This window comes from Streptomyces nidicola, from assembly GCF_050106155.1.
Taxonomy (GTDB): Bacteria; Actinomycetota; Actinomycetes; order Streptomycetales; family Streptomycetaceae; genus Streptomyces.
This window is the reverse complement of the sequence record NZ_JBNBPI010000001.1, coordinates 8435588-8458635: the sequence shown is the minus strand read 5'-3', so window position 1 is coordinate 8458635 and position 23048 is coordinate 8435588. Positions and strand designations below refer to the sequence as shown.

Annotated in this window: 22 protein-coding genes and 1 pseudogene; 7 read left to right on the top strand and 16 right to left on the bottom strand. The window is 70.6% G+C overall.

Translation table 11 applies throughout. From position 1 onward, the window contains the following. Nucleotides 1-41: 41 nt before the first annotated feature. From ACOKM3_RS38220 to ACOKM3_RS38210, 3 genes are read right to left on the bottom strand one after another with little or no spacing between them, the layout of a single operon-like run. Nucleotides 42-290: a non-oxidative hydroxyarylic acid decarboxylases subunit D gene (locus ACOKM3_RS38220; RefSeq protein WP_426905856.1), complete on the bottom strand. Its 249-nt coding sequence runs from the start codon at nucleotides 288-290 to the stop codon at nucleotides 42-44. Between the two features lie 46 nt (nucleotides 291-336). Continuing rightward, nucleotides 337-1764 carry a non-oxidative vanillic acid decarboxylases subunit C gene (gene vdcC, locus ACOKM3_RS38215; protein WP_426905855.1) on the bottom strand — a complete coding sequence of 476 codons (1428 nt, stop codon included), beginning with the start codon at nucleotides 1762-1764 and terminating at the stop codon, nucleotides 337-339. Then, the gene (locus tag ACOKM3_RS38210; RefSeq protein ID WP_426905854.1) at nucleotides 1754-2389 is read right to left on the bottom strand and encodes a non-oxidative hydroxyarylic acid decarboxylases subunit B; all 636 of its coding nucleotides are present in this window, start codon (nucleotides 2387-2389) and stop codon (nucleotides 1754-1756) included. The genes vdcC and ACOKM3_RS38210 overlap by 11 nt, the downstream gene beginning before the upstream one ends. Nucleotides 2390-2472: 83 nt before the next feature. Here ACOKM3_RS38210 and ACOKM3_RS38205 point away from each other — a divergent pair, with 83 nt between their 5' ends. Beyond that, nucleotides 2473-3384 carry a helix-turn-helix domain-containing protein gene (locus ACOKM3_RS38205; protein ID WP_426905853.1) on the top strand — a complete coding sequence of 304 codons (912 nt, stop codon included), beginning with the start codon at nucleotides 2473-2475 and terminating at the stop codon, nucleotides 3382-3384. 6 nt (nucleotides 3385-3390) lie between these two features. Here ACOKM3_RS38205 and ACOKM3_RS38200 read toward each other — a convergent pair. The 7 genes and pseudogenes from ACOKM3_RS38200 to ACOKM3_RS38170 form a co-directional block, all read right to left on the bottom strand. After that, nucleotides 3391-3663, bottom strand: a pseudogene (locus ACOKM3_RS38200) (GNAT family N-acetyltransferase); the annotation flags it as partial. 262 nt (nucleotides 3664-3925) lie between these two features. After that, the gene (locus ACOKM3_RS38195; protein WP_327659487.1) at nucleotides 3926-4786 is read right to left on the bottom strand and encodes a phosphogluconate dehydrogenase C-terminal domain-containing protein; all 861 of its coding nucleotides are present in this window, start codon (nucleotides 4784-4786) and stop codon (nucleotides 3926-3928) included. 2 nt (nucleotides 4787-4788) lie between these two features. Beyond that, nucleotides 4789-5598 carry a sugar phosphate isomerase/epimerase family protein gene (locus tag ACOKM3_RS38190; protein ID WP_426905852.1) on the bottom strand — a complete coding sequence of 270 codons (810 nt, stop codon included), beginning with the start codon at nucleotides 5596-5598 and terminating at the stop codon, nucleotides 4789-4791. Nucleotide 5599: 1 nt separating this feature from the next. Next, nucleotides 5600-6370 (bottom strand): triose-phosphate isomerase family protein, encoded by a 771-nt coding sequence (locus ACOKM3_RS38185; RefSeq protein WP_426905851.1) that lies wholly within the window; start codon nucleotides 6368-6370, stop codon nucleotides 5600-5602. Beyond that, nucleotides 6370-6852: a ribose-5-phosphate isomerase gene (locus tag ACOKM3_RS38180; RefSeq protein ID WP_426905850.1), complete on the bottom strand. Its 483-nt coding sequence runs from the start codon at nucleotides 6850-6852 to the stop codon at nucleotides 6370-6372. The genes ACOKM3_RS38185 and ACOKM3_RS38180 overlap by 1 nt, the downstream gene beginning before the upstream one ends. Nucleotides 6853-6873: 21 nt before the next feature. Further along, entirely contained in the window at nucleotides 6874-8601 is a 1728-nt protein-coding gene (locus ACOKM3_RS38175; RefSeq protein WP_426905849.1) for a dihydroxyacetone kinase family protein, read from the bottom strand. Next, nucleotides 8598-9965 carry an MFS transporter gene (locus ACOKM3_RS38170; protein WP_426905848.1) on the bottom strand — a complete coding sequence of 456 codons (1368 nt, stop codon included), beginning with the start codon at nucleotides 9963-9965 and terminating at the stop codon, nucleotides 8598-8600. Before ACOKM3_RS38170 ends, ACOKM3_RS38175 begins: the two co-directional genes overlap by 4 nt. A gap of 263 nt (nucleotides 9966-10228) precedes the next feature. Here ACOKM3_RS38170 and ACOKM3_RS38165 point away from each other — a divergent pair, with 263 nt between their 5' ends. Continuing rightward, entirely contained in the window at nucleotides 10229-10993 is a 765-nt protein-coding gene (locus ACOKM3_RS38165; protein WP_426905847.1) for a FadR/GntR family transcriptional regulator, read from the top strand. A 13-nt stretch (nucleotides 10994-11006) separates the two neighbouring features. Here ACOKM3_RS38165 and ACOKM3_RS38160 read toward each other — a convergent pair whose 3' ends face one another. The 4 genes from ACOKM3_RS38160 to ACOKM3_RS38145 are packed head-to-tail and all read right to left on the bottom strand — an operon-like array spanning nucleotide 11007 to nucleotide 14819. Further along, nucleotides 11007-12095, bottom strand: a complete 1089-nt coding sequence (locus ACOKM3_RS38160; RefSeq protein WP_426905846.1) for an LLM class flavin-dependent oxidoreductase — start codon at nucleotides 12093-12095, stop codon at nucleotides 11007-11009. Next, complete coding sequence (locus ACOKM3_RS38155; RefSeq protein ID WP_426905845.1) at nucleotides 12092-12919, bottom strand: ABC transporter ATP-binding protein; 828 nt, start codon at nucleotides 12917-12919, stop codon at nucleotides 12092-12094. Before ACOKM3_RS38155 ends, ACOKM3_RS38160 begins: the two co-directional genes overlap by 4 nt. After that, nucleotides 12895-13761, bottom strand: coding sequence for an ABC transporter permease (locus ACOKM3_RS38150; RefSeq protein ID WP_426905844.1), 867 nt, complete (start codon nucleotides 13759-13761; stop codon nucleotides 12895-12897). Before ACOKM3_RS38150 ends, ACOKM3_RS38155 begins: the two co-directional genes overlap by 25 nt. Further along, nucleotides 13758-14819 (bottom strand): ABC transporter substrate-binding protein, encoded by a 1062-nt coding sequence (locus ACOKM3_RS38145; protein WP_426905843.1) that lies wholly within the window; start codon nucleotides 14817-14819, stop codon nucleotides 13758-13760. The genes ACOKM3_RS38150 and ACOKM3_RS38145 overlap by 4 nt, the downstream gene beginning before the upstream one ends. A 455-nt stretch (nucleotides 14820-15274) precedes the next feature. Here ACOKM3_RS38145 and ACOKM3_RS38140 point away from each other — a divergent pair, with 455 nt between their 5' ends. Continuing rightward, nucleotides 15275-15643, top strand: a complete 369-nt coding sequence (locus ACOKM3_RS38140; protein ID WP_426905842.1) for a hypothetical protein — start codon at nucleotides 15275-15277, stop codon at nucleotides 15641-15643. 67 nt (nucleotides 15644-15710) lie between these two features. On the opposite strand, the gene ACOKM3_RS38135 is transcribed toward ACOKM3_RS38140, so the two are convergent. Next, complete coding sequence (locus tag ACOKM3_RS38135) at nucleotides 15711-16601, bottom strand: carbon-nitrogen hydrolase family protein (protein WP_426905841.1); 891 nt, start codon at nucleotides 16599-16601, stop codon at nucleotides 15711-15713. Between the two features lie 172 nt (nucleotides 16602-16773). Here ACOKM3_RS38135 and ACOKM3_RS38130 point away from each other — a divergent pair, with 172 nt between their 5' ends. The 3 genes from ACOKM3_RS38130 (at nucleotide 16774) to ACOKM3_RS38120 (ending at nucleotide 20703) form a co-directional block, all read left to right on the top strand. Further along, nucleotides 16774-17685 carry a LysR family transcriptional regulator gene (locus ACOKM3_RS38130; protein ID WP_426905840.1) on the top strand — a complete coding sequence of 304 codons (912 nt, stop codon included), beginning with the start codon at nucleotides 16774-16776 and terminating at the stop codon, nucleotides 17683-17685. Nucleotides 17686-17801: 116 nt separating this feature from the next. Next, on the top strand, nucleotides 17802-19163 hold the full coding sequence (hisD, locus tag ACOKM3_RS38125; RefSeq protein WP_426905839.1) for a histidinol dehydrogenase: 1362 nt from the start codon (nucleotides 17802-17804) through the stop codon (nucleotides 19161-19163). A 133-nt stretch (nucleotides 19164-19296) separates the two neighbouring features. After that, nucleotides 19297-20703, top strand: a complete 1407-nt coding sequence (locus ACOKM3_RS38120; RefSeq protein ID WP_426905838.1) for an amino acid permease — start codon at nucleotides 19297-19299, stop codon at nucleotides 20701-20703. 4 nt (nucleotides 20704-20707) lie between these two features. Here ACOKM3_RS38120 and ACOKM3_RS38115 read toward each other — a convergent pair whose 3' ends face one another. Beyond that, nucleotides 20708-21706 carry a LacI family DNA-binding transcriptional regulator gene (locus tag ACOKM3_RS38115; RefSeq protein WP_426905837.1) on the bottom strand — a complete coding sequence of 333 codons (999 nt, stop codon included), beginning with the start codon at nucleotides 21704-21706 and terminating at the stop codon, nucleotides 20708-20710. Between the two features lie 197 nt (nucleotides 21707-21903). On the opposite strand from ACOKM3_RS38115, the gene ACOKM3_RS38110 reads away from it, so the two are divergent. Then, a complete protein-coding gene (locus ACOKM3_RS38110; RefSeq protein ID WP_426905836.1) occupies nucleotides 21904-23043 on the top strand; it encodes a cupin domain-containing protein in 1140 nt (379 codons plus the stop codon). Nucleotides 23044-23048: the final 5 nt, after the last annotated feature.

The window sequence follows — 23048 nt, the reverse complement described above, 5'->3', positions numbered from 1 at the left end:
CCTCCTCGACCAGCAGTGAAGACCTTGTCACCGTGTCAAGGTCAAACGCGCAGCGGCGGCACCGCCGGAACCTCGATCGCGTTCTCGATGTCGGCGTCCGTCAGCTTGAAGGCCTCGGGGTAGGACTCGCGGCGGGTGCGGCGGTCGGGTTCGCTCGTGCGCCAGGCGTAGAGGCAGCGGGTGCACTGGAGCACGTCCCACGCTCCGGGGACCGGGGACGTGGCGAGGCGGGTGACGGTGTCGGCGGGGCAGCGCGGACACACGGCGCCGTCAACCAGCTTGCTGTTCATGGGCGTTGGCCTTTCTGGAAAGACTGGAAAGAGAGGGCGACAGAGGTCAGTGGCGGGCCGCGATCATGTCCTGGAGGCGCTTCGCCCACTCGGCCGTCTCGGGCAGGTCCTTGGCCGGCGTGGAGAAGTTGCCGCGGACGTCGGGTGCCACCGGGGTCGTCGCGTCGATGATCATCTTGCTGGTGATACCGGCGGGCTGCGCGGCGGGCGCGAGTTCGAGGACCGACAGGTTCGGGATGACGACGACGTCGTCCTTCGGGTTGACCTTCGCCGACATGGCCCACATGACCTGCGGCAGGTTGAACGGGTCCACGTCCTCGTCGACGACGATCACCTGGGCCACGTATCCGAGCCCGTGCGGCGTCGTCATCGCGCGCATGCCGACGGCCTTGGCGAACCCCCCGTACCGCTTCTTCGTCGAGATGATCACCATCAGGCCGTGCGTGTACATGGCGTTGACCGCCTGCACCTCAGGGAACTCCGCGCGCAGCTGCTTGAGCAGCGGCACACAGGTGTTGGGGCCCACGAGGTAGTCGCACTCGGTCCACGGCATGCCGAGGTAGAGGGACTCGAAGACCGGGTTCGTCCGGTACGAGACGCGGTCCACGCGGATGACGGGCATGCGGCGGCCGCCCGAGTAGTGACCGGTGAACTCCCCGAAGGGGCCCTCTATTTGACGCTTGCGCGACTCGATGACGCCCTCGATGACGACCTCGCTGCCCCACGGCACGTCGAAGCCGGTGAGCGGCGCGGTGGCGATGGGGGCGGGCGCGCCGCGCAGCGCGCCGGCCATCTCGTACTCGCTCTGGTCGTACGCCATCGGCATGCCGGCGACGATCGCCATCACCGGGTCGTTGCCGAGGGTGATGGCGATGGGCAGGTCCTCGCCGACCTCCTCGGCCTTGCGCAGGTGCTGGGCGACGTCGTGCATCGGGACGGGCTGGAAGGCGAGCCGGTTCGCGCCGATGACCTCGATGCGGTACGTCCCGACGTTCTGCTTGCCGAAGTTGTCCGGGTCCTCGGGGTCGCGGGAGACGACGGCGGCCTTGTCGAGGTAGAAGCCGCCGTCACCGTCGTTGAGGCGGAAGAGGGGCAGGACGGAGAACAGGTCGACGTCCTCGCCCTCCTGGGTGTTCTCGCGCCAGGGCGCGTCCTCGCGGCGTTCGGGGGCGACGGGGAAGGCGTCCCAGCGCCGCGCGAACTCCTCGACCTGCTCCTTGACCGGAGTGTTCTTCGGCAGTCCGAGCGCGAGGGCGTGGTTGGCCCACGAGCCGTGCACGTTCAGCGCGATGCGGGCGTCGGTGAAGCCCTTGACGTTGTCGAACCAGAGGGCGGGTGCGTTCTCGCCGATGCGGCCCGTCGCGTTGGCGGCGGCCGCGAGGTCGGGCTCGGGCAGCACCTCGTCGGAGATGCGCAGCAGCTGGCCCTCCTTCTCCAGGGTGCCGAGGAAGCTGCGCAGATCGTCATAGGGCATGGATAACTCCTGTGTTCTGTACGGAGGTTGCGGAGTCGGCCGCGGTGCGGGCGGCGCGTGCGGCGCGCATGCCGGCCCAGCGCTCGGCGGCCGGGGCGGGCAGGTCGAACTGGTCGAGGACCCGCGCGACGATGTGGTCGACGATGTCGTCGATGGTGCGCGGGTTGTTGTAGAAGGCGGGCATGGGCGGCACCAACTGCACGCCCATGCGGGCGAGTTCGAGCATGTTCCGCAGGTGGATCTCGCTCAGTGGTGTCTCGCGCGGGACGAGGACGAGCTTGCGCCGCTCCTTGAGGACGACGTCCGCGGCGCGCGCCACGAGCCCTTCGGCGTAGCCGGCGCTGATCCCCGCGAGTGTCTTCATCGAGCACGGCACGATGACCATGCCGTCGGTGCGGAACGAGCCGGAGGAGATGGTGGCGCCCTGGTCGTCGGGGTGGTGTGTCACGTCGGCGAGCGCCGAGACCTCCGCCGCTGAGCGGCCGGTCTCCAGCTCGATGGTGGTGCGCGCCCAGCGGGAGAGCACCAGATGTGTCTCCACGTCCGGCAGCTCGCGCAGACACTCCAGTAGACGGACACCGAACGGAGCTCCCGTCGCCCCGGTCATTCCCACGACCAATCGCACAGGACACTCCTCACACGTCGCTGACCTGTGCTTTCACGCTAGGCGGCGGGACGGGGGAGGCAGCGGTACGCTCGGGACTCACGATGGGGAAAATCAGACAGGAACAGCGCGCGGGCCGTGCGGCCGGTGCGGAACGTCCCGATGTCAGGGACCTCGAGTACACGCCGAACGTCGGAGCGCCGACGGGGGTGGAGGTCGAGGAGCTGGCCGACCTGCACGACCGCTCGCTGCGCCACGGCAATGATCCGTACGCGCCGCTGCGGCCGGCGTTCCACCAGTTGATCGGCGCGCGCGAGCGTCCGCTGCAGGTGGCGGTGGACTTCGTCGAGTACGAGCTGCGGCCCGGTTCGTGGCTGTGGATCCGGCCGGGTCAGGTGCAGCGCTTCGGCCGGGACCTGAGGACGGCGGACGGCGTGGACGTGGTCTTCAAGGCGGGCTTCCTGCCGCCGGCGATCGTCTCGGCCGCGCACATGGACCCGCCGTACGAACAGCGTCCGCTGACACCGGCTGGGCCGGACGCGGAGGGGGTGCGGCGGGCGCTCGACCACCTCGCGTACGAGTACGGGGCGATGGCCTCGCTCCCCCTCCAGGCGCACACCGAGGTGCTGCGGGCGCTGCTGTCGGTGCTGGTGATGCGTCTCGCGAAGGTACGCGCCCCGGAGCCGGGCCCCGCGGCTGTGTCCAGCGCCTTCCACCGTTTCCACGCGGCGGTGGAGCGGGACCACGCGGTGACCCGCCGGGTCGAGGACTACGCGGCGGCTCTCGGCTACAGCCCCCGCACGCTGACCCGCGCCACGCTCGCGGCGGCGGGCCGCACGGCGAAGCAGTACGTCGACGACCGGGTCCTTCTGGAGGCCAAGCGTCTGCTGTGGCACAGCGGCCTGCCGGCGAAGGAGGTGGCGGGCCGTCTCGGCTTCGACGACCCGAGCGACTTCACGAAGTTCTTCCGCCTGCGCACGGGGGTGACACCGGGGGCGTTCCGGGCGAACCCCTGAACCGGCTCACACCGCGTGCCCGCGATGCTCCAACCACTCCGGCGCGAGGACCGACATCACGACGGCGTCCACGCGCTCCCCGTCCCACAGCAACGGGTCCCGCAGCACCCCTTCGGCGACGAATCCCACCTTCTCGTAGGCACGGCGGGCCCGCGGATTGAACGCGTACACCTCCAGCGAGATGCGATGCAGCCCAAGCTCCTCGAAGCCGTACCCGACGATCAGCCGGGTCGCCTCGGTCCCGAGGCCGGGTCTCGTCGGGCCCGTCCCGGTCACGACTACCAGGCGGTCGCGCCACCTGCGGGGCGCCGAACATGGGCAGCAGTTCGGCGACGTCGGTTGCGGTGGCAGGGCACAGCCAAGTCAACTCCCCCACCAGGGTGGGCTTGTGGCGAAACGTCGGAACCGGCACGCCACGACCATGGCCAGCCATCACTGCAGTGTGCCGGGGCAACAGTCCCCTGCAGCGGGTCGGACCGATGCGGTGCCGGGTGGCCCGTCCCCCGTGGGCGGGCCACCCGGCACCAGGAGCGGGAGCGGCTCAGCGGCGGATTTCCTTGATCTTGAGCATCTTGGTGATGACCTTGTCGAGCTCGCCGTCGTCGAAGACCTTCTTCCAGTCGTCCTTGACGATGGAGTCACGGCCGTAGTCCATGGCGATCAGGCACGCGTCGGAGAACGGGTTGTCACCCTTGAGGGTGTTGGCCAGGGCGACCTGGGTGTGGCCGAGGAGCATGGCGCGGGCCGCCTTCTCCGGGACGCCGACCGTGTGCACGGTCTCGTGCAGCGCCTCGTTGAGGAGGGCGCCGACCATGCAGGCGATGGTCTCGACGAGCGTCGGCTCCAGGACGGCGAGCTGCTTGACGGTGACCCAGTGGACGTCGACGACCGGCGCGTACATGACGCGGATGACGGACCCGGCGAGCGCCTGCTTGGCCTCGTCGCCGCCCTCGTACGCGGCGACGACCTCCTGGGGTGCCGCGATGCCACCGAAGGTGTCGTCCAGCTCGGCCTGCGTCTTGCGCTGCAGGAAGACGGACGGGTGGCAGGGGTGCGCGCACACGTAGTGCACGTCGGCGCGCGGGTGCAGCAGGCCCGCGTACGCGGCCGCCGGGTCGAGGGTGAGGACGACGGCGCCCGGCTTCAGGAGCGGGACGAGCTGCTCGGAGACCTTGCCGAGGACGATGTCCGGCACGGCCAGGATCAGGACGTCGGCCTGCTGCGCCGCCGTCTCGGAGTCGGTCAGCTCACGGCCGAGGGAGCGGATCAGCTCCTGGCCCTTGGGCGAATTCTCGGAGAAGAGGACAGTGAAGTCGCTCTTGACCAGGTTGTTGGAGACACGCTGGCCCATCTTGCCGGCGGCCCCGATGACGGCAACGGTCGTGTTGTTCTCGGCGGCCATGTTCATTCGCCCTTCAGGAGTGTGCTGATGCTGTGCTTGGTCCACTGGTGTTCGAGCTCGGCGGTGGCATCGAAGCCACCGTCCTGCCACGGGAGCCAGTGCTCCACGATCTGGTTGACCGACGCGGGGTCCGGGGCGTGGTCCCGGACGGCGGCGATCATCGCCGGGTAGTCCAGGAGGCCCCTGCCGAGTGGCGCTCCTGCGTAGGTGAAGCCCACCCAGCCGTCCCTGCGGCTGAACGCGAAGTCCTTGACGTGCACGTTCACCACGTAGGGCGCGGTCAACTCCACTACCTGGGACGGGTGTTCCAGGCGGGCCACGCAGTTGCCCGGGTCGACGACGATGCCGAGGCGGGGGCTGTTCACGGTGCGGACGACGTCGACGAGGTCGGCGGTGGCGACCTGCTCGTACGTCTCCAGGCCGAGCGTGACGCCCTCCTCCTCGTACCGGCCGATGGCCTGCTTCAGCAGGGCGATCGACTCTTCGACGCCGGGCTTGTGGTCGGCGGTGTGCAGCATGGAGCGTACGAAGGTCACTCCGAGCCGCTCCGCGATGCGCAGGTAGCGCTCCAGGTGGTCCGGGGCGATGCCGCGGGTGCCGAGTTCGAGAGCGACGCCGAGGTCGGCGGCGGCCTCCTTCAGCTCGGCGAGCTGGGTGTCGTCGTACGTCTCGATCGGCGCGTAGTCGCAGATCTGGAAGACCTGGCCGCCGAGCCGGTGGATGTCCCGGAGCATGTCCAGGGCCGTCATCGGCTGCGGCGCGCGCGACGAGATGCGCCAGAAGTACGCGTAGGTGCTGATGCCGTACGCCATGTCAGGCCACCTCCGTACGGGAGGCGGCGGGCTCGATCTCGTCGAGGATGCGGCCGACGGCCTCCGGGTCGTGGGCGAAGCGGCCGAGGAAGAGGCCGCCGACGGCGCCGCCGAGGCGGGTGAGCAGGCCGGGGCCCGCGCTGCCGCCGTAGATCACGGTGGAACCGGCGTGCTGGGGGCGGGAGTTGAGCCATTCCCCCAGCGCGGCGCACACGGTGGTGATGTGCTCGGGCGAGGCCGGCTCCGGTGCGCCGATGGCCCACTGCGGCTCGTACGCGAGGACCACGGGACCCTCCAGGCCGTAGAGCAGGCGGGCGGCCTCGGCGACGGTGCGGCGCGCGGCCTCCTCCGGCTCCACGGGGTCGAGTTCGCCGACGCACAGGACCGGGGTGAGGCCGTTGCGCAGCGCGGCCGCGGTCTTCGAGGCGACGACCGTGTCACCCTCCCCGTACAGGCGGCGGCGCTCGGCGTGCCCGACCTCGGCGTAGCGGCAGCCGATCTCCTTGAGGAGCGGCCCGGACACCTCGCCGGTGTAGGCGCCCACGTCCTCCGTGGCGATGTCCTGCGCGCCGACGTCGACTCCGCTGCGCGCGAGGATCCCGGCCACCGGCACGATCGCCGGGAAGGACGGCAGCACGAACAGGCGGGCCGCGCCGCTGGTGACGGCCGGGTGCCGGTCCGCCAACTGCACGATGCGGCGGGACCAGTTGAGGGTCTCGTGGTGGCCGAAGTACATCTTCAGGCTCACCCCGAGCAGGACGGGGGCGTTCATCAGGCGGCCTCGGCCTCGGTGGCCTCGTTCTCGTAGTCGCTCATCAGCTGGACCTTCGCCGCGGACGCGGAGGTCTCGTCGAAGCGGTAGGTGAGCCACTCGGCGGCGAGGCGGCGGGCCAGTTCGATGCCGACGACGCGCTGGCCGAAGGTGAGCACCTGGGCGTTGTTGGAGAGGATCGCGCGCTCCACGGAGAAGGAGTCGTGCGCGGTGACGGCGCGGATGCCCTTGACCTTGTTGGCGGCGATGGCGACGCCGAGGCCCGTGCCGCACACCAGGAGCGCACGGTCGGCCTCGCCGCGAGCCACCATCTCGGCGGCGGCGATGGCGACCTTCGGGTAGGCGGTGTGTCCATCGGCGTCCACGCCCACGTCGGTGACCGACTCGACCAGGTCGCTCGCCCGGAGGTCCTGCTTCAGCGCCTCCTTGTACTGGAATCCGGCGTCGTCGCAGCCGACGACGATCCGCAGCTTGTCACTCATGTCGCTTTTCCTTAAAGGGAGTTACTTGCAGGGGGCGAGCGCGCCGTGGACGGCGCGGACGATCAGGGCGAGGGAGTGGGCGCCCGCGTCGGGTGTGCCCAGTGACTTCTCGGCGTGGGGGCGGGCGCGGCCCATCTTGGGCAGCAGGTGGGCGGTGTCGCGCGCGGCCTGCTCGGCCGCGGTGGCGGCGGTGTCCCACGCGGCGGCCAACTCGGCGCCCGCGTCGACCTGTTGACCGAGTGTCTCGGCGAAGGGCACGAGGACGTCGACCATGGTCTTGTCGCCGACCTCGGCGCCGCCGGTCCTGCGGACGCCGTCGGACGCCTGCTGGACTCCGTGGGCGACGGACGCCGGGGTCGGCCGTTCGGTGTCGCCGAGCGCGTCGCCGAGCGCGCGCAGGACGATGCCCCACAGTGCGCCGGAGGTGCCGCCCGCCTTGTCGGCCCAGGCGTCGCCCGCGGCGGTCAGCAGGGAGCGGACTCCCGCGCCGGCTTCGCGGGCGTGGCGGGCGGCTTCGTAGGCGCCGGTCGAGCCGCGCTGCATGCCGATGCCGTGGTCGCCGTCGCCCGCGACGGCGTCGATGCGGCCGAGTTCGTCGGCGTGCGTGTCGACTGTGTCCTTCAGGCGGCGCAGCGCGTCGAGCGCGGTCGCCGCGGCCTGCCGGGACTCCTCGCTCGCCGTGTAGGCCTCGGGCCCTTCCTCCGCCTCGTACGACTCCTCGTCGGCGGCGGCCGCTTCGGGGACGGCGCCCTTGCGGTACGCGGGGGTGTCGGCGGGGGCGGTCCACAGGGCTTCGAGGGTGTCGTCGAGCCAGGTCAGGGTGAGGGAGATGCCGGCCATGTCGAAGCTGGTGACGAGTTCGCCGACCTCGGGGTCGACGGCCGTCACACCCGCGTCGTCGAGCAGCTGCGCGACCCTGCGGTAGACGACGAACAGCTCCTCGTACTTCACGGAGCCCAGGCCGTTGAGGATCACCGCGGCGCGCTGCCCGTCCGGCGCCCCAATTCCCTCGGGGAGTTCCTTGAGGAGGGTGGCGACGAGGAGTTCGGCGGCCTCGTCCGCGGTGGGGACGGGCTCCTCGCCGATGCCGGGCTCGCCGTGAATGCCGAGGCCGACGGCCATCCGGTCCTCGGGGACCGTGAACAGCGGGTGGTCGGCGCCCGGGAGCGTACAGCCGGAGAAGGCGATGCCGAAGGAGCGGGTGCGGTCGTTCGCGTGGGCGGCGATCCGCGCCACCTCGTCGAGGGACCCGCCCTGTTCGGCGGCGGCAGCGGCGACCTTGAAGACGGGCAGGTCGCCGGCGATGCCGCGCCGCTTGTGGGCCTCTGCGGGGTCCGCGCTGGATATGTCGTCGGTGACGGCGAACGTCCGCGTCGGTATGCCCTCGCCGTTCAGCCGCTCGGCGGCCTGCCCGAAGTGCAGGACGTCGCCCGCGTAGTTGCCGTACATGAGCAGCACACCGCCGCCCGACTGCGCCGCCTTGGCGACGCCGCGGATCTGCTGGGCGGAGGGCGAGGCGAAGACGTTGCCGACGGCGGCGCCGTGCGCGAGTCCCTGCCCGACGAGGCCGGAGAACGCCGGGTAGTGGCCGGATCCGCCGCCGATGACGACGGCCACCTGGCCGGGGGTCTTCGCGGTGGCGCGGACCACGCCGCCGGTGACGGGGCGCACCCAGCGGCGATGGGCGGCGGCGAAGCCTTCGAGCGCTTCGTCGGCGAAGGCGGCGGGGTCGTTGTGGAGGCGGGTCATCGCTGGTTCTCCGGGAGGGACGAGGTGCTGGTGGGCGCGCGACGGGCGAGGACGACCATCAGCACGGCCGACAGCAGCATGAAGAGGCCGACGAGGTAGAGCGGTACGTAGTAGTCGCCCGTCCAGTCCTTGAGCCAGCCGGTGATGTAGCTGGAGGCGAAGCCCGCGATGTTGCCCGCGGTGTTGATGAGCGCGATGCCGGCCGCGGCGGCCGCTCCGGTCAGGAAGCGGGAGGGCACGGCCCAGAACACGGGCAGCGCGGCGAAGATGGCGCAGGCGGTCACGGTGATGACGGCGACGGTGGCGGCCGGCGAGCCCATGTAGAGGGCCAGCGGGATGGAGATGCCGCCGACGATCGCGGGGCCCGCGACGTGCCAGGTGCGGGTGCCGTGCCGGGTGGCGTGCCGGCTCCAGAAGAAGAGGACGACCGCGGCGGGCAGGTACGGGATGGCCGTGATCCACGCCTTGTCCATGACGCTGAACGTGGTGTCGTACTGCTCCTGGAAGCCGTCGATGATGGTCGGCAGGAAGAAGGCGAGCGCGTACAGGCCGTAGACGAAGCCGAAGTAGACGACAGCCAGGATCCAGACGCGGCCGTTGGTGAACGCCGCCTTCAGGTCGCCCTTGGCGTGCTTGTCCTCGTGGCCCGTCTTCTGCGCGTTCTCGGCGGCCAGCTCCTCGGTGAGCCAGTCGCGCTCCTCGGTGGTGAGCCACTTGGCGTCGGCGGGGCGGTCGATCAGGTAGAACCAGGCGATGACGCCCAGCAGGATCGCCGGGATCGACACGAACAGGAACATCACGCGCCAGCCCTCGAGGCCGAACAGGCCGTGGTGGCCGATCAGCCAGCCCGCGAGCGGGGCGCCGAAGACCGTGGTCAGCGGCTGTGCGAGGTAGAAGAGGCCGAGCACCTTGGTGCGGTGGCGGCTCGGCACCCACTGGCTGAGGAAGAGGATCGCGCCGGGGAAGAACCCGGCCTCCGCGACACCCAGCAGGAAGCGCAGCGTGTAGAGGCCTCCGCTGCTGTCCACCCAGGTGAAGAGCAGCGAGACGATGCCCCAGGTCACCATGATCCGGGCCAGCCAGCGGCGGGCGCCGAAGCGGTGCAACGCCATGTTGCTGGGGACCTCGAGCACGATGTAACCGACGAAGAAGATCCCGGAGGCGAAGCCGAACTGGGCCGCGGTGAGCGCCAGGTCCTCCCCCATCCCGTTCGGTTCCGCGAACGACACCGCGGTGCGGTCCAGATAGTTCACGAAGAACATCAGGGCCACGAAGGGGACCAACCGGATCGAGATCTTCTTGATGGCCGACTTCTCGACGGCCGACCTCGTCGCCTTCACGGGCGGCGCGGCAGTGGCAGGCATGGCGACTCCTCGGCTCGCCGGACAGCTCTGTCCGGACTTGGGTCACGCTCGGCACGAGGGGTGAGGGGGCCGCAGCAGCTGGCTGGCCGCTCAGGTCGGGCCGATCTGCGTGTCACGCTAGACCCGATCTTCAAATTGGTCACCAATTTACCAATGTGGCGAGCGTCGCACTTGTTGCCCATGGCTGAACCCTTGACAAACCGGGCACGAAAGAGCGTCGCGCGCGGCCGTGGACCGGCCTGGACGACCCGTCTGGTCTACTGGTGACCGTGACCAACCAGCCCTCCGACGCCACCCCCGAGGCCGACCTCGCCACGCTCCTGCGCCCGGTCGTGCGCGAGTCCTCCGTCAGCGAGGTCGCCAAGCGCCTGCTCGACCACCTCTCCGCGGGGAACATCAAGCCCGGCACCCGGCTACCGGCCGAGCGCCAGCTCGCGGAGGCCCTCGGGGTCGCCCGCTCCAGCGTGCGCGGCGCGCTGTCCGCGCTCGACGTGCTCGGCATCATCGAGATCCGTCCGGGCTCCGGCAGTTACGTCCGCGAGGGCACGTCGGAGTTCCTGCCGCGCGCCATCAACTGGGGCCTGATGCTGGGCCAGCGCCGTACCAGGGACCTGGTCGAGGTCCGCACCTACATGGAGGGCGTCTCGGCGCGTCTCGCAGCGGAGCGCGCAGGCGACGAGGACGTGGCACGCCTGGAGGAGCACCTGCGGCACATGCGGGAGGCGGGAAGCGACGTGAAGGCGTTCATCGACGCCGACATCGCCTTCCACCTGGAGTGCGCGAGCATCGCCCGCAACACCGTCCTGAGCGACATCCTGCACAGCATCCGCGCGCTGCTCCAGGTCTGGATGGAACGGGTCAGCGACATCGAGGGCACCGTCAGCGGCACCCTCTGCGAACACGACGCCGTCCTCAAGGCGATCCGCGACCGCGACCCGGAGGGCGCGGACCGGGCCATGGCCGAACACATGCGGATGGCGAGCGCGCGGTTGCGGGAGTCGGTGGGGGACGAGCCCCACCAGGGGTGAGTTCGCCGCGAAACTAACGGGCGGCGGCCAACTCCCTCAGTTTCGGCAGCAGTTGGTCGCCCACCCGGGCCGTCTCCTCACGGTAGGGGGTGTCGGACAGGACGAAGTGGGAGATGCCGAGACCGCGGTAGTCGTGCAGGGCCGCCGCGACCTCGTCGGGGGAGCCGACAAGCCAGGTCGTTCCCGCTCCCCCGCCGCCGAAGCGGCCCGGCGTGGTGTACAGGCAGCGGTCCAGTACCTCGCCGCGTTCTGCCAGGTCAAGCAGTCGGCGTTGGCCGACGGCCGTGCGGCGGTTGCCCGTCCAGGTGGTGTCGCCGGCACCCTCGGCCATCTTCGCGACCTTGCGCTCGGCGGCCTCCCACGCCTCCTCGCCGGTGTCCCGGACGACCGTGGTGATCCGCAGCCCGAACTCCAGCGGGGCGTGCACGCGGCCCTCCGACTCGCTCAACTTCCGTAGCCGGTCGATACGTTCGGCGATCCCGTCGAGGGGTTCGCCCCAGAACAGCTGGACGTCGGCCTCGGCCGCCGCGACCCGCTCCGCGGCCTCGGAGGCGCCGCCGAAGTACAGCCGCGGATGTGCGCGGCCCGGAACCTCGTACGGGCGGGGAGAGACCGTGGAGTGGCGCACCTGGAAGTGCTCGCCCTCGAAGGTGACATCCTCTTGCGTCCACAGCCGCCGCACCAGGTGCAGAAATTCCCGGGTGCGTGCGTACCGCGCGGCGGGGTCGACGTTCGTGTCACCGTACGCGGCCGGGTTGTCCAGGCCGCTGACGATGTTGACGAGCACCCGCCCCTGGCTGAGCTGGTCCAAAGTGGCCGCCGCGCTCGCGAAGTTGGCCGGCTGCCAGTAGCCGGGACGGATCGCGATCAGCGGCTTGAACGTGGTGGTCCGCGCGGCGAGCGCCGTCGCCACGGTGAAGGTGTCGGGCCGGCCCCAGCCGGTGCCCAACAGGGCGCCGCCCCAGCCGTGTTCCTCCGCGGTGCGGGCGAGCCGCGTGGAGAACTCGATCGAGCCCCAGCCCGCCCGGGTTTCGTCGCCGCGGTGTCCCGGCTCGACGGTATTGGGGATGTACCACAGGAATTCCTCGGTCGCCGATGTCATCGCCCCTCCGGTTCCGCGCCGGTCGTCCCATCATGAGCCTGCTCTGCACCGGCGCGGCTCTCGGCATCCTCCGCGGCCTCGACTCCGAGTTGCCTCAGGAGCCGCTCACGCAGGGCCGCCGCCTCGGGATCGCCGCGCCGGCGGGACACCGGTAGGCGCACCGGGAGATCGAGGGCGATCCGGCCCTCCTCCAGGAGGACCACCCGGTCGGCGAGTGCGATGGCCTCGTCGACGTCATGGGTGACCAGGAGGACCGCGGGACGGTGCCGCTCGCACAGCTGGCGGAGCAGCCCGTGCATCCGGATCCGGGTCAGTGCGTCGAGCGCGCCGAACGGTTCGTCGGCGAGCAGGAGTCGAGGCTCGCGCACCAGGGAGCGGGCGAGCGAGACACGCTGTTGCTCGCCGCCGGACAGCTCGATCGGCCACGCCCGCTCGCGGCCTTCGAGGCCGACCTCGGCGAGGGCGGTGCGCCCGCGCTCCACCGCATCCGGCCCGTCGAGGCCAAGGACCACGTTGTCCAGCAGCCGCCTCCAGGGCAGCAGCCGGGCGTCCTGGAACACCACGGACACGTTGTCGGGCGCGATCAGCTCGCCACCGCCCGGCACATCGTGGTCCAGCCGGGCCAGGGCCCGCAGCAGGGTGCTCTTGCCGGAGCCGCTGCGGCCGAGCAGGGCGACGAACTCCCCTTCGGCGATGGACAGTTGCAGCCCGTTCAGTACGTCACGCCCGCCGAGGGTGCGGACGAGTCCCTCGATGCGTACGGCGGCGGCCGGTGCCGCGCCGTCGTGCCGTACGGGGTTCAGCCGGCCAAGGTACGTCGCCATGTCAGCGCCTTTCTCTCCACGAGCCGCACGAGGGCGTCGGAGACGAGGCCGAGAACTCCGTACACGACGAGCCCGACGAGGATCACGTCGGTCTGTCCGTACGTCCGTGCCAGCTCCATCATGTAGCCGATGCCACTGGTGGCATTGACCTGCTCGACCACGACGAGGGCGAGCCACGCCCCGGTCACCGCGAACCGCAGCCCGAGCAGGAACCCCGGGAGTGCTCCCGGCAGCACCACGTGCCGCACGAACCGGGCACGACCCAGGCGGACCGTCTCGGCGAGTTCGACGTAGCGGCTGTCGATGCCGCGCAGCCCGTTGTGGGTGTGGATGTAGATCGGCACGAACACCCCGAGCGCGATGGTGACGACCTTCATCGACTCGCCGATGCCGAACCAGAGGATCAGCAGCGGAATCAGGGCGAGCGAGGGGATCGACCGCTTGATCTGCACAGGCCCGTCGACGAGCCCCTCGCCGATCCGGCTCAGCCCCGACACGAGCGCGAGCGCGAGCCCGGCCAGCACGCCGAACACCAGGCCCAGGAGGGCGCGTTGGGCGGAGATCGCGAGGTTCGACTGGAGCCTGCCGTCGGCGACGAGATCACCCGCGGTGCTCGCGATGGCCCACGGAGCGGGCAGGTTGCGCGGATCGATCAGCCCCGCACCCGAGCCGGCCGCCCATACGGCGAGCAACAGGAGCGGGCCGAGCGCCCACCCGTAGGGGATGGGCCGTCCGGGAGCGAGCCGCTTGCGGACACGGGGACGGGACGCGTACGCCGGACGCCCGCCAGCCCCGGCAGCAGCCCTCTCCTCGACCTTCACCTCAACAGCCGTTGAACTCAAGCCTGTTCACCACCCTCGCCGGCCACCGCGTCCGCGGCGACCCGCTCGTACCGCCGGTCGAAGAGAATTCCCGCGTCGAAGCGCTCGTGCTTCTGTTCCTTCGCGAGCAGGTCGACGGTCTGCTGCTGCCGCGCGATCGCCCCCTTCCAGCTGGCCGGGAAGACCGGATGGCCCGCGTGCTCGACGAGATACTCGCCGTCCTCGCGGCTGAGCCCCTGATCCTTGACGTAGTAGCCCTCGATCCACTCCTTGGGGTGTGCGTCGATCCAGACCTCGGCGCGGGCCCAGAAGCGGATGAGTTCCTTGATGGCCGCGGACTTCTGCCCGTCGGCGACCGCGTCGGTCAGCGCCCACAGGTGTCCGGGGTCGTCCCGCAGCCCGTGCCGGATGGTGGTGGCACCGTCCCGGCCGTACTTCGTGAGATAGCGCTTGATGTTGACACCGGCGATGGGCGCGGCATCGACCTGGTGATTGCCGAGGGCCGTCGGGTACACATCACCGGTGCTGGCCAGCTCGACGAGTTTCACGTCCTCTTTGCCGAGCCCGGCCTTCTTCAGAATGCGCAGCACGAGCGCGCCCTGCGCCTGGCCCGGGCTGTAGGCGATCTTCTTGCCGCGCAGATCGGAGAGCTTCTTGACGCCGGCGCCCGGCGCGATCCCCAGCTCGTAGATCGGGTCGGCGATCGGGTCCTTGCGGAACTCGGCGCCGACGAGCTTGGTGTCGAGCCCGGTCCAGTGGGCGTTGATGGACGGGATCTCGGCCGCGGAGCAGATGTCGAGCGCGTCGGCGCGAAAGGCCTCGGAGCACTGCGGGCCACCACTGATGTTGGCCCACTTCACCTTGAAGGGCAGCTTGTCGATCTGCCCCGACAGTTCGAGGGCGACCTTCAGGGTCGGGGCGCCGACGGTGAGCGTGGTGTCCGCCGACACCTTGGCGGGGATCTTCTTCGACGCGACGTTCCGACTGCCGTTCGTCGAGGTCGAGTTGTTCGCGCAGGAGGTGAGCAGCAGGGCCGCGGCGAGCGATCCGACGACCGCGGCGCTCCGGAATCCGGACATGGGTATGCGGGGACGGGGCTTCATTCGTGCCTTCACAGAGAGGAGGGGCGGCACGCCGGTGCAGGCGTGGGACCCGAAGGAGAAGCAAGTACGCGCGGAATACGGCCCCGTGGAGCGTGTCGAACGGGCGCCGCGGCTCAGCTACACACGGCGGTGGCGACGCGCATCAGATCGATGGCTCGGCGCTTGTGATACCGCTGGTCGTCGGACATGCCGCCGAAGCTAGCCAGGCCGCCGGAGGCGGGTCAAGGGCGTGGGTCGCCCGGGGCCGGACTGCAACAGCCCTGTCATGAAGGGGCCATACGCGTGTTGCGTACGCCCGGACGGGTGAAGACAGTGTGACCCCGGCAACCGCACCCGCGAACGACACCGTCTTCCCCGGTGGCCGCCCCCGACCAGGGCGCCACGACAACAACGTTCGTCGCCCCAATGGGGGCCACAACATGGGGAGTTGTATGAAGAAGAAGCTCGCTTCGGTCCTGGGCGCGGTGGCCCTCGCCGCAGGCGCCGTCGTCACCCTGGCACCCACGGCCTCGGCAGCGGACGGCTGCTGGCAGGACGGGAACCGGCACTGGTGCCACAACGTCGCCGGCGCCCCGGTGTACGGCACCATCGGCAACAACCACATCTACCCGGACCCCGGCACGGTGGTGGGTCACATGAACTCCAACCCCAGCTGGTTCTACTGCAAGATGGACGGCCAGGACTGGGTCGGCGGACCGCACCCGACGCGCTGGCTGATGACGGTGGCGGACAACGGCCGGCTCGGCTTCATGAAGGACACCGACATCTACAGCGAGACGGATCCGGTCCGCGACTGTTGATGGACCGCTGATCCCGGTTCCGCGACTGCTGTTCCCGGTTCCGACACCCTCGGCATACGTCGCCGCCCTACCGCCCCTCGTCCGGGAGCCCCTCACTCCACCGCTCGGGGTCGATTCGCCCCGCATACAGGGGGAGTTCGAGGGGCGGCTGGCCGGCCGTGAACGGGGCCCACACTCGAGTGAGGCCCGCCGTGCCATGGGTGCGTACCCGGCGGGCCTCCCCGAGGTCGAGGACGTCCGTGACGATCTGGTCCGTGGCGGACTCGGCCTCGGTGCGCACCCGGCCCTCGGGGTCGACGACGACGCTGCGGCCGATCCCGTCGGGCTGCGCCGCGTTGACGCTGGCCATGGCGACCTGGTTCACGATCGCGTTGGCCCGGGCGAGGACGAGTTCCTGGGTGCGGTCGACGGTCGGTGTGCGTACGAGGTTGAGGACCAGGTCGGCGCCCTGCCACGCCAGGTGTCGGGAGACCTCGGGGAACCAGGCGTCGTAGCAGATGGACAGGCCCACGCGCCCGTACCCGGCCATGTCGAAGACGACGAACTCCGTGCCGGAGGCCGTGGTCTCGTAGGGGCGCCAGGGGAAGATCTTCCGGTACGCGGCGACGCGCTCGCCCTCGGGCGAGTACACGGGCGCCGTGTTGTAGATCAGGCTGTCGGCCCCGCGCTCGTAGACGCTGCCGGGCACGAGCCACACACCCGTCTCGCGCGCGAGGTCCGCCAGGCGGGCGCCGCGGGGGCCGTCCAGCTCCTCGGCGGCCGCCGTCATGACCGCCTCAGGGTCCTCGTCCGGGCGGTGGCCGCACAGGTGCAGCTCGGGGTAGGCCAGCAGCCGGGCGCGCGGGTGGGCGCGGGTGACACGGCGTACGTCCGCCACGAACGCGTCCAGACCGTCGTCCGCGGCGTGATGGTGTGCGGCCGACTGGACGAGGCAGATCGACAGGGGGCGGCTGGTCATCGGCGGGAGGGACCTTCCGGACGGGGGGCGGTGTGCGCGAGTGGTGTGCTCGGATGGTGTGCGCAGGTGGTGTGCGCGGGTGGTGTGCGGGCCCGGACGAGCCAATCAGGCCGCCCGGCATCGGACAACCCCCCTGTTTCCTGCGGCAGGCACAGGACTAGCCTGTGGCCGCATGACACTCAACCAGCTGAGGGCCTTCGTCGAAGCGGAGCGGCTCGGGTCGTTCACCGCGGCGGCGCGGGCCATGGACATCGCCCAGGCATCCGCCTCCGAACTGGTGCGGCGGCTTGAGGCGGAACTGGACGCCGAGCTGTTCGTGCGCGGCAGCCGCACCCTCGCTCTGACCTCGGCGGGGCAGGAGCTGCTGCCCTACGCCCAGCAGTCCGTGGAGGCCGCCGACAGCGGCACCCGGGCCGTGCACTCCCTCGGTTCGCTCGGCGGCGGCACCGCCACCTTCGGCGTCCTGCGCAACGCGGACTACTACCTGCTGTCCAATCTGGTGCAGCTGTTCCATGCCCGCTATCCGTCGGTGCGGGTGCGGCTCGTGGGCCAGAACTCCGCCGAGACCGCGGCGGCCGTGGCGGCCGGACGCATCGAAGCGGGCCTGGTGGTGCTCCCCGTCGACGAGGAGGAACTCCAGGTGACACCGCTGCTGCGCGACGAGGTGTACTACGTCAGCGCGAGCGAGGAACGCACCGCCGCGCCGGTGACCATCGAGGACTTCGCGCGGGCGCCCCTCGTCCTGTACGACGCCCACTACGGCTGGCAGGACCCGACACGGCGGCAGCTCGCCGAACGCGCCCAGTTCGCGGGCGTCCGCGTCGACCCGCTGATCGAGCTCGAACACGTGGAAGCCGCCCTGAAGTTGGTGACCACCGGGGTCGGCGACACGATCGCCAGCCGTGCCGTGGTCGACAGCCCCGCGTTCCCCGCGGGACTGCACACGGCCCGCTTCGCCGATCCCCTCTACGACACCATCGCGCTGGTACGGCGCCGGGGACACCCGCTGTCCCGCGCCACCCGCGAACTGGCCCGTATCGCCGAGGACACCCTGCGCGAGATCCGCCTCGCACGCGGCCTGTGAGAGCGACCGTCACGCGCACCACGAAAGGGACCGCGGTGACATACAGGAAAACCCTGTGGACGGGACAGGACTCGCCCCTCTAGTCCTGTGGCAGTAGCCCGTCTAGCGTCCTCGCCATGCAGATCACGCACGACGAAGCACAGGCCCTCCCTCCCCTCCAGTGGCTCAAGAAGCCGTCCGTCGACGGCCCGCCCGCCCAGCGCGACCCGAAGGTGGTCGAGCGCGTCTCCGAGATGCTCGCGGAAATCGAGCGCAAGGGCATGGACGCGGTGCGCTCCTACGCCCAGGAGCTGGACGGCTGGTCCGGCGAACTGGAGGTCTCCGCAACCGAGTTGAAGAAGTCCGGCGACGCCCTGCCCCCGGACGTCCGCACCGCCCTGGAGATGGGCTACGAGCGCACCCACCGGTTCGCCGCCGCACAGCGCGAGCACCTGACGGACTTCGAGATCGAGCTCGCCCCCGGTGTGAAGGGCGGCCAGCGGTACGTGCCGGTCTCCCGCGTCGGTGCCTACCTTCCGGCCGGCCGGTTCCCGCTCCTCGCCAGCGCGTTCATGACGGTCAACGTCGCCAAGACGGCCGGTGTGCCCACGGTCGTGGCGTGCACGCCGCCGTCGGGCGAGCACGGCGCCCACCCCGCGGTGCTGTACGGCGCCTACCTGTCCCGCGCCGACCGGGTGTTCGCCCTCGGCGGTGTGCAGGCGCTCGGCGCGATGGCCTTCGGGCTGCTGGGCGAGGCGCCGGTGGACATGCTGGTCGGCGCGGGCAACGCGTTCGTCACCGAGGCCAAGCGGCAGCTGTTCGGCCAGGTCGGCATCGACCTGCTCGCGGGTCCCTCCGAGGTCGCGGTCATCGCCGACGACAGCGCCGACCCGGTGTGGGTGGCGGCCGACCTGCTGGGCCAGGCCGAGCACGGCCCCAACTCGCCCGCCGCGCTGGTCACCACGTCCGAGCGGATGGGCAACGCCGTGATCGCCGAGATCGAGCGCCAGCTCACCACCCTGTCCACCCGCGACATCTGCGGTCCGGCCTGGCGTGACTTCGGTTCCGTCATCGTGGTCGAGGACCGGGACGCGGCCGTCGCCGTCGCGGACGTCATCGCCCCCGAGCACCTCGAGGTGCACACCGAGGACGACGACTTCTACCTGGAGAACCTCTCCAACTACGGCTCGCTGTTCATCGGTCCGTGGTCCACCGTCGCGTACTCGGACAAGGGCATCGCCGGCACCAACCACGTGCTGCCGACGGGCAAGACCGCGCGGTACAACGCCGGTCTGTCGGTCTCCCGGTTCCTCAAGCCGCTGACGTACCAGCGGGCCGCGAAGGAGGGAACGGCCGCGCTGGCCCCGGCAGTTGAGCGGATCTCCGCCTTCGAGGGCCTGGCGGCCCACGGCGCCACGGCGACGCTGCGCATCGACGAGATCGGGCGCACCTCGGGCGCGTTCGACGATGTACCGGCCGCGCTGCGCGAGCAGCTCTGACCGCTCCCTCACCGCCGGGCCGGGGGCAACGTCGTCATCGGCGTCCGTCCCCGGCCCACCCCTCTTCCGGGACCCTGCGTGCCGTTCAGGCGCGGCGTGGCTCCCACCTCGTCCGCGAGCCAAGGATCCTCACATGCAACACCCTCCTCCTGAGCCGTCCCCCGCCGCGGGCGCGACGCTCACCCAGGGCCTGAAGGGCCGCCAGATCACGATGATCTCCATCGGCGGGGTGATCGGCGCCGGTCTCTTCGTCGGCTCGTCGGCCGCCGTGGCCACCGCCGGTCCGGCCGTGATCGTGTCGTTCCTGCTGGCCGCCGCCCTGGTGGTGCTCGTCATGCAGATGCTCGGCGAGATGGCCGTCGCCAACCCCGACACCGGCTCCTTCTCCACGTACGCGGACCGTGCGCTGGGCCGCTGGGCCGGGTTCTCGATCGGGTACCTGTACTGGTGGTTCTACATCCTGGTCATCCCCATCGAGGCCATCGCGGCCGGGGAGGTCGTCGCGGGGCTGACCTCGATCCCGAGCTGGATACCGGCCCTCGCGGTGATCCTCGTACTCACGGGCAGCAATCTGCTGGCGGTGCGCAACTACGGCGAGTTCGAGTACTGGTTCTCGCTGATCAAGGTCGTCGCGATCGTGGCGTTCCTGGTCCTCGGGGCGCTCGCGATCCTCGGCGTGCTGCCCGGCTCGGACGCCCATGGTGTGTCGAATCTCTGGAGCCACGGCGGCTTCGCCCCGCAAGGTGTCACGGCGATCCTGGCCGGACTGCTCACCGCGATGTTCAGCTTCCAGGGCAGCGAGATCGTCACCATCGCGGCGGCGGAGTCCGAGGAGCCGCGCAAGAACATCAAGAAGGCGATCCGCGCGGTGGTGTGGCGTCTGGGGCTGTTCTACATCGGCTCGATCCTCGTCGTGGTCTGCCTCGTGCCCTGGGACGCCGACGATCTGGGGGCCGGGTCCTACCAGGCGGTCCTGGACCGGATGAACATCCCGGGCGCCGCACGGATCATGGACGTGGTGCTGGTGGTCGCCGTGTGCAGCTGCCTCAACTCCGCCGTCTACACGGCCTCACGGATGCTGTTCTCGCTGGCCGGACGCGGCGACGCCCCCGCCGCCTTCGCCCGCACCTCACCGCAGGGTGTGCCCCGCAACGCGGTGCTCGCTTCGACGGTCGTCGGCATCGCCGCGGTGATCGCCAACTATCTGCTGCCGGACGTGTTCTCGTACCTCATCGCCTCCAGCGGGGCGATCGCGCTGATGATGTACATGGTCATCGCGCTGACGCAGTACGCCGTGCGCCGCAAGGGCGAGCGTCCGACCGACGTACGCATGTGGGGCTTCCCCTATCTGACGCTCGCCACCATCGCGTTCATCGCCGGGGTACTGGTCCTGATGGCCGTACTGCCGGGCCACCGGCTGGAGTTGTGGCTCTCGCTCGGGCTCGCCGCGGTGCTGGCCACCGTGGGTGTCGTACGACAGCGACGTGGTGCGGCGCCCGCGCCCGCCACCGAACCGGTGCGCGCGACCTCCGGGTCGTGAGGGTTCAGCGGGCCTTGGCGTGGGTGGCTCTCGGGACGAACTCGGTCGGCAGGACCAGGCGTTCACCGTCTGCGTCGACCTCCCCGGCGATCCGCCGGGCCAGCAACCGGGCGGCCTGGCAGGCCAGTTCACCCAGGTCGTGCCGGACGGTGGTGAGCCGGAACACCTCCCAGGCCGCCATCGGCAGATCGTCGAAGCCGATGACGGTGAGGTCGTCGGGCACCTTGACGCCCGCCGCGAGCGCGGCGTTGAGCACACCGATGGCGACCACGTCGTTCCCACAGAAGACGGCGGTGGGTGGTTCGGCCGCATCGAGGAGGTAGGGCAGCGCCGCGTACCCGGTCTCGTACTCGAACGCGCCGCGCACCACACGGTCGTCCGGCAGCCCGATACCGGCGTCCGCCAGGGCCAGCCGGAAGCCCAGCTCGCGGTCGCGGCCCGTCGTGGTGTTGGCCGCGCCGAAGATGCCCGCGATGCGGCGGTGGCCGAGACCGACCAGCTCCTGCGCGACCAGGCGGCCACCGCCCTCGTTGTCGACGACGGAGGCGAAGTCGCCGGACCTACCGGTGTCCCGGTTGAGGAACACGTAGGGCATGCCGCGCCGCTCCAGCAGGGCGGGCAGGCGCGAGTCGGTGGTGGCGGTCGCGAGCACGACGCCGTCGAGCGACTGGTCAAGGAGCTTCTCCTCGGCGACCGCCTCGTCGGAGCGCTCGGTGAGCAGCATCATCCGGTAGCCGAGCCGCTCCAGTTCGTCGTGGAGCGGCGCGACGACGTGCGGATAGAACGGGTTGGTCATGTCGGTGACGATGACGCCGACCCGGTGGGTGGCCCGGGTCGACAGCGTGCGGCCCGCTTCGCTGGGTACGTAGTTGAGCGCCTCGGCGGCCCGTTTGACCTTCTCGCGGGTGGCCTGCGAGACACGGGGGTCGTCACGCAGCGCGCGGGACACCGTGGGCTGCGAGACACCCGCGAGTTTCGCCACGTCGTGACTCGTGATCGCCATGACTCTCTCCTCGTCGACACCTCGTACCGCCCGGAACCAGCACCCGAAGGCCTGGCCAGTATACGTATGCCTACGCGTGGTGCCACGACTCCGCTACATCAGGAAATACGTACCTTCCCTCTTGACAGGACACACCTCCGGAGCCTGTCATGGGAATGCATACGTATTCCATACTCGTTCTCGGCCAGGGAGCCCCCATGCCCGATGTCATCGTGTCCACCCCCGAGCTGGAACAGCGCACGGTGCGCCGCAGCGACTTCGTCTCCTGCAACCAGGCCTTCATCGACTGCCGCACACCCGGCTCGGACCGGAAGGAGAACTACGCCATGATCGGGCCGGGCGTCTCGCAGTCCTCCGGCCAGCACGTCAACCTGCGGCTGCCGCACGGCTACAACATCGGCGCCGCCGCCATGCCGCACGGCATCACCAACAACCTGCACCTGCACTACACGGCCGAGGTGTTCATCTGCACCGACGGCGAGTACCTGCTGCGCTGGGGCGCCGACGGCGAGGAGGGTGAACTCCCGCTGAAGGCCGGGGACATCGCGTCCATCCCCACCTGGATCTTCCGCGGCTTCACCAACACGGGCCCTGACGACGGCTGGCTGTTCACCGTCCTCGGCCATGACAGGACCGGCGGCATCATCTGGGGCCCCTCGGTCCTGCGCGAGGCGGCGGAGCACGGCCTGTACCTCAGCGCCGACAACCAGCTCGTCGACACCGTCGCGGGGGACGAGCTGCCGCCGGAGTCCGAGCGGGTCACGCCGATGGCGCAGGAGCACATCGACCGGCTGCGCCACTACAGCGCCGAGGAGATGAAGCGCCGGGTCGCCGCGGCCGACGAGCTCGTGTGGTCGGAGCACCCCTTCATCGACAGCAGCCTGCCGGGCGGCGGGGCGCGCCTCAGCTGTGTCATCGGCTACGGCATGACCGAGGACCCGCACCAGGACCCGCGCGTGTTCAACCCTCACGGCCACAACGTCGCCTGGCTGCGCGCCGAGCCCGGCCAGGGTGTCTCGCAGCACCGGCAGCAGGAGACCCAGACACTCATCGTCAAGAACGGTGAGTGGGAGGTCACGCTCAACCGCACCGACCAGGTCTCGGTGCGCCTCGGCCCGCGCGACATGCTGTCGGTGCCGCAGGACGCCTGGCGCACGGTGCGCAACGTCGGCGAGGAGGAGGGCGACCTCCTGGTGGTCAACTCCGGGGACGGACGGGTCCGCCTGGAGTGGGACGAGGAGGTCCTCAAGGCCGCCGCCGACGCGGGCCTGGGCCTGGACCACAACGGGTACGTCGCCCCGTACGCGCTGCTCCCCCGCTCCGCCCGGCGCTGGTGACCGGC

Coding starts and splice junctions, on each gene's coding strand:
- ACOKM3_RS38220 (WP_426905856.1), bottom strand. CDS start 290: ATGAACAGCAAGCTGGTTGACGGCGCCGTGTGTCCGCGCTGCCCCGCC.
- vdcC (WP_426905855.1), bottom strand. CDS start 1,764: ATGCCCTATGACGATCTGCGCAGCTTCCTCGGCACCCTGGAGAAGGAG.
- ACOKM3_RS38205 (WP_426905853.1), top strand. CDS start 2,473: ATGGGGAAAATCAGACAGGAACAGCGCGCGGGCCGTGCGGCCGGTGCG.
- ACOKM3_RS38195 (WP_327659487.1), bottom strand. CDS start 4,786: ATGGCCGCCGAGAACAACACGACCGTTGCCGTCATCGGGGCCGCCGGC.
- ACOKM3_RS38190 (WP_426905852.1), bottom strand. CDS start 5,598: ATGGCGTACGGCATCAGCACCTACGCGTACTTCTGGCGCATCTCGTCG.
- ACOKM3_RS38185 (WP_426905851.1), bottom strand. CDS start 6,370: ATGAACGCCCCCGTCCTGCTCGGGGTGAGCCTGAAGATGTACTTCGGC.
- ACOKM3_RS38180 (WP_426905850.1), bottom strand. CDS start 6,852: ATGAGTGACAAGCTGCGGATCGTCGTCGGCTGCGACGACGCCGGATTC.
- ACOKM3_RS38175 (WP_426905849.1), bottom strand. CDS start 8,601: ATGACCCGCCTCCACAACGACCCCGCCGCCTTCGCCGACGAAGCGCTC.
- ACOKM3_RS38170 (WP_426905848.1), bottom strand. CDS start 9,965: ATGCCTGCCACTGCCGCGCCGCCCGTGAAGGCGACGAGGTCGGCCGTC.
- ACOKM3_RS38160 (WP_426905846.1), bottom strand. CDS start 12,095: ATGACATCGGCGACCGAGGAATTCCTGTGGTACATCCCCAATACCGTC.
- ACOKM3_RS38155 (WP_426905845.1), bottom strand. CDS start 12,919: ATGGCGACGTACCTTGGCCGGCTGAACCCCGTACGGCACGACGGCGCG.
- ACOKM3_RS38145 (WP_426905843.1), bottom strand. CDS start 14,819: ATGTCCGGATTCCGGAGCGCCGCGGTCGTCGGATCGCTCGCCGCGGCC.
- ACOKM3_RS38140 (WP_426905842.1), top strand. CDS start 15,275: ATGAAGAAGAAGCTCGCTTCGGTCCTGGGCGCGGTGGCCCTCGCCGCA.
- ACOKM3_RS38135 (WP_426905841.1), bottom strand. CDS start 16,601: ATGACCAGCCGCCCCCTGTCGATCTGCCTCGTCCAGTCGGCCGCACAC.
- ACOKM3_RS38130 (WP_426905840.1), top strand. CDS start 16,774: ATGACACTCAACCAGCTGAGGGCCTTCGTCGAAGCGGAGCGGCTCGGG.
- hisD (WP_426905839.1), top strand. CDS start 17,802: ATGCAGATCACGCACGACGAAGCACAGGCCCTCCCTCCCCTCCAGTGG.
- ACOKM3_RS38120 (WP_426905838.1), top strand. CDS start 19,297: ATGCAACACCCTCCTCCTGAGCCGTCCCCCGCCGCGGGCGCGACGCTC.
- ACOKM3_RS38115 (WP_426905837.1), bottom strand. CDS start 21,706: ATGGCGATCACGAGTCACGACGTGGCGAAACTCGCGGGTGTCTCGCAG.
- ACOKM3_RS38110 (WP_426905836.1), top strand. CDS start 21,904: ATGCCCGATGTCATCGTGTCCACCCCCGAGCTGGAACAGCGCACGGTG.